Raw genomic sequence first — 4,351 nt, forward strand, 5'->3', positions numbered from 1 at the left:
GTCACGTCGTAGACCACCCGGTTGATGCCGCGAACCTCTTTGATGAAGCGGGTGGCGGCGCGGCCGAGGAAGTTCATGTCGGAGGGGAAGAAGTCGGCGGACATGCCGTCGACGGAGGTCACGGCGCGGAGCGCGCAGACGAACTCGTAGGTGCGGCCGTCTCCCATCACGCCGACGGTCTGCACCGGCAGCAGCACGGCAAAGGCCTGCCAGATCTTGTCGTAGAGCCCGGCCTTCCGGATCTCGTCGAGATAGATGGCGTCGGCGCGGCGGAGGATGTCGAGCTTTTCTCGCGTCACCCCGCCCGGCAGGCGGATGGCGAGGCCGGGGCCCGGGAAAGGGTGGCGGCCGACGAAGCGGTCGGGCAGCCCGAGCTCGCGGCCGAGCGCCCGGACTTCATCCTTGAACAGCTCGCGGAGCGGCTCGACCAGCTGCATGTTCATGCGGGCCGGCAGGCCGCCGACATTGTGGTGCGACTTGATGGTGACCGAGGGGCCGCCAGAGAAGCTGACGCTCTCGATGACGTCGGGGTAGAGCGTGCCCTGAGCGAGGAACTGCGCGCCGCCGATGCGCTTGGCCTGTTCCTCAAACACCTCGATGAACAGCCGGCCGATGGTCTTGCGCTTGGTCTCGGGGTCCGCTTCGCCTTCCAGCGCGCCGATGAACATGTCGGCGGCGTCCACGTGGACGAGCGGGATGTTGTAGTGGTCGCGGAACATCGAGACGACTTCGTCGGCCTCGTTCATCCGCATCAGGCCATGATCGACGAACACGCAGGTCAGCTGGTCGCCGATCGCCTCGTGGATGAGGAGCGCCGCCACCGAGGAATCGACGCCGCCGGAAAGGGCGCAGATCACCTTGCCCTTGCCGACCTGGGCGCGGATCTTGTCGACGGCGCGCTGCCGGTAGGCCGACATGGTCCAGTCGGACTTCAGCCCGACGATGTTGTGGACGAAGTTGGCCAGCAGCCTGCCGCCATCAGGGGTGTGGACCACCTCGGGGTGGAACATGGTGGTGTAGTAGCGCTTGCGCTCGTTGACGGCGATAGCGAAGGGCGCGTTCTCGGAGGTGCCGACCACGGTGAAGCCTTCGGGCAGTTCGGTGACGCGATCACCGTGGCTCATCCACACCGGGTAGCGCCCGCCTACTTCCCAGAGGCCGTCGAACAGCGGGCTCGTCTCGCGGATATGCACGTCGGCGCGGCCGAACTCGCGGGCATGGCCGCCCTCGACCTTGCCGCCCTGCTGCAGCGCCAGCGTTTGCTGGCCGTAGCAGATGGCAAGGATCGGGATGCCCGAGTCGAACACGGCCTGCGGCGCCCGGGGGCTGCCCTCCTCGGTCACCGAGGCGGGGCCGCCGGAAAAGATCACGCCCTTGGGCTGCATCCGGATGAACGCCTCGCCGGCGCTCTGGAACGGATGGATTTCGCAATAGACGCCGGTCTCGCGCAGGCGGCGGGCGATCAGCTGGGTCACCTGCGACCCGAAGTCGATGATGAGGATGGACTCGGCGGGGACGGCGGCGATGTCTGTCATGGCGCGGAAATAAAGTGCGCCCGGGGATTGTGCAAGTGCGTGGTTCGCATGGGGGTGCCGCGATGCGTGGGGGTGCTCGAGTGGGCGGGTCCGTCGCGGCTGATGTGATCCTTACGGCCCCCCCTCACCGATGTCATCCCAGCGAAAGCTGGGACCCAACCCACCACCGGCACGGGCCGAGAAATGGGTCCCAGCTTTCGCTGGGATGACACCGAGTTTGTTGCACCCTCAGCGCCCTGTAGTGAACGCCTCGTCCAGCAAGAAGGGCAGAACGCAGGCGGGGCAATGGGCCAGTGACCTACTCCGGGAGCGTGCAGTCGGCGGCGATGTCGAGGAGGAACTTGCCGCCCTGTCCTTCGGCGTCGGCGTAGACGATCTCGACCGTCCGCTCGTCAGCAGCCCAGAGCGGATAGGCATTGAGCAGGACCGGGTGGGTCTGGATGAGTGTGAAGTTGCAGCCATTGCGGACCGTGCTGCCGTCGGGGGTAAGCGTTTCGGCGATGACGGTTCGGTCGCAGTCCTGTTCGCGGCATTGCTCGGCGATATCGAGCGCGACGCCGCCGGAGGGCGAGACGAAATGGTGCCTGGCGCTGATGCCGGGGATGGCGAACCAGATCACGGTCCCCGCAAGCAGGATGAAAACGATCGAGCCGACGATGATGGCGACCGAGGGGACGCCGCCGTCCTCAGACGCTGCCATCCGGGCCTCGCTGCATGGCGATGACGTAGAAGCCGTCAGTGCCGGTGAGATGCGGGGTCAACGCCACGCCGCCCTCGGGCGTGAAGCGGGCGCGGAGCTTCGAGCCCGAGAAGAGGCTCATCCACAGCTTGTTGCCGGGGACTGCCGCAAATGCCGGATTGGCCTCGAGGAAGGCGGTGGCCTGCCGGGTGTTCTCGTCCGGCAGCACCGAGCAGGTGATATAGACCAGCGTGCCGCCGGGCTTCACGTATCTCGCGGCCTCGGCGAGGATGGCGCGCTGCTCCTCGACGCGGGCGGCGAGTTGTTCCGGCGTCAGCTTCCACTTCGCCGTCGGCTGGCGCCGCCAGGTGCCCGAGCCGGTGCACGGGGCATCGACGACGACGCGATCGACCTTGCCGACGAGATCGTCGAGCACGCCCTCTCCCGGGGCGCGGACCTGCACGTTGCGGGCCCCGGCGCGCTTCAGCCGGTCGTAGATCGGAGCGAGCCGGGTGCGGTCGCTGTCATAGGCAAAGATCTGGCCGCGGTTCTGCATCGCCGCCGACATGGCGAGGGTCTTGCCCCCGGCCCCGGCGCAGAGATCGAGCACCTGCTCGCCGCCGCGGGCGCTGGCCAGCGCCGCGACGATCTGGCTGCCGAAGTCCTGCACTTCGAACCAGCCCTTGAGGTAGCCCTCTTCGCTCTGCACGTTCGGCGTACGGCTGTCGCGTTCGCCGGCAGGAAAGCGCACGCCTTCGGGAATGAGCAGCTCGGCCTCGGGAGCGAACCGGCTGAGCCCGCGCAGCACCTTGTCGCGATTGGCCTTCAGCGTATTGACGCGCAGGTCGAGCGGCGGCCGGCCCGACAGGGCGTGTGCCTCGGTCACCCAATCCTCGCCAAGGCTCTCGGCAAGCTGCGGCGCGATCCATTCGGGCACATCGGCGCGCACAGCGTTCGGCGCCCCGGCCAGCGGATCGGGCACGGTCAGCCTGGCCGCCTCGTCGGCGTCGATCTCGGCCGGTGCGAAACGGTCGCCGACGAAGCTGGCGTTGAGTTCGTCGATGACCTCGCCCCACTCGCGCACGACGACGCTCAGCACCAGCGCGCGCGGCGTATCCGAGCCCATGGCGAAGGCGTGCGAGCTTTTCCGGCGCAGCGCGTCGTAGACGAGATTGCCGATGGCGGCGCGGTCCCCTGCCCCGGCGAAGCGATTGTTGAGGCCCCAGGCCTTCAGCGCCTCGGCGACCGGGCGCTTGTGCGCGTCGATATCGGCGAGCACCTCGATGGCGGCGGCAATCCGGCCGGGCAGTCTCATCAATTTGCTCCGAAGGCGAGGCAGATCAGGCGCACTAGCAAGTCCAGCCACAAAAGGCAAAGCACGACGAGCCCGGCGAAATGGGCCCAGAAGCGGCGCACCACGTGATTGGTGGTGACGTGGATGAAGGCGTGGACGTAGCGACTGACGACGAAGGCCAGAGCCAGCAGCACCTCGAGCAGGTTGGCGCCGAAGCCGATGGCGAGCAGGCACGCCACATAGAACAGCACCGGCAGCTGGAACTGGTTGTCGAAGGCGTTCGACACCTTGCGCTCGCGCTCTGGCCAGCCCTCGCGGCTGAGCGCAATGTCCCCGATCTTCACCTCGCCCCGCGCGACCATCGGCAGGCGGATGGTGCCGAGATACCAGAGCAGCCCCAGGGCAAGTCCGCCCTGGGCGAGGATCGCGGCGACCAGCCAGAGCGCGTTCGGTGTCAGGATCATCGACAGACCTCGACTACAACCACACCGCCCCGGTGCTGGTGGCATATGCCAGCGCGGCTCGCCCTCAGTTCCCGCCGCCGCGGTAGTTCGGGCTTTCGCGGGTGATCGAGACATCGTGGACGTGGCTCTCGTTGAGCCCGGCGCCGGAGATCTTGACGAACACCGCGTTGTCGCGGAACTCCTCGAGCGTCGGCGAGCCGGTATAGCCCATCGCGGCGCGCAGCCCCCCCGCCAACTGGTGCAGCACGTTGCCGGCCGCGCCCTTGTACGGCACCTGGCCCTCGATGCCCTCGGGCACCAACTTCAGGCTGTCGTTCACTTCTTCCTGGAAGTAGCGATCGGCCGAGCCGCGGGCCATGGCGCCCACCGAGCCCATGCC

General features: G+C 67.8%; 5 protein-coding genes. All 5 read right to left on the reverse strand.

Annotated elements, in window-relative coordinates; translation table 11 throughout:
- On the reverse strand, positions 1-1,535 hold a 1,535-nt coding region (gene guaA / locus JWQ89_RS18785; protein ID WP_299643498.1), incomplete at its 3' end, for a glutamine-hydrolyzing GMP synthase.
- 298 nt (positions 1,536-1,833) lie between these two features.
- A complete protein-coding gene (locus JWQ89_RS18790) occupies positions 1,834-2,235 on the reverse strand; it encodes a hypothetical protein (RefSeq protein WP_299643500.1) in 402 nt (133 codons plus the stop codon).
- Entirely contained in the window at positions 2,222-3,529 is a 1,308-nt protein-coding gene (locus JWQ89_RS18795) for an RsmB/NOP family class I SAM-dependent RNA methyltransferase (protein ID WP_299643502.1), read from the reverse strand. Before JWQ89_RS18795 ends, JWQ89_RS18790 begins: the two co-directional genes overlap by 14 nt.
- Complete coding sequence (locus JWQ89_RS18800) at positions 3,529-3,972, reverse strand: MAPEG family protein (RefSeq protein WP_299643504.1); 444 nt, start codon at positions 3,970-3,972, stop codon at positions 3,529-3,531. Before JWQ89_RS18800 ends, JWQ89_RS18795 begins: the two co-directional genes overlap by 1 nt.
- 64 nt (positions 3,973-4,036) lie before the next feature.
- The coding region (locus tag JWQ89_RS18805; protein ID WP_299643506.1) for an IMP dehydrogenase at positions 4,037-4,351 on the reverse strand (315 nt) is incomplete at its 5' end.

Source organism: Devosia sp., from assembly GCF_028290645.1.
Classification (GTDB): domain Bacteria; phylum Pseudomonadota; class Alphaproteobacteria; order Rhizobiales; family Devosiaceae; genus Devosia_A.

Excerpts from the sequence above, each read along its gene's own strand:
- JWQ89_RS18790 (WP_299643500.1), bottom strand. The coding sequence starts at position 2,235 with ATGGCAGCGTCTGAGGACGGCGGCGTCCCCTCGGTCGCCATCATCGTC.
- JWQ89_RS18795 (WP_299643502.1), bottom strand. The coding sequence starts at position 3,529 with ATGAGACTGCCCGGCCGGATTGCCGCCGCCATCGAGGTGCTCGCCGAT.
- JWQ89_RS18800 (WP_299643504.1), bottom strand. The coding sequence starts at position 3,972 with ATGATCCTGACACCGAACGCGCTCTGGCTGGTCGCCGCGATCCTCGCC.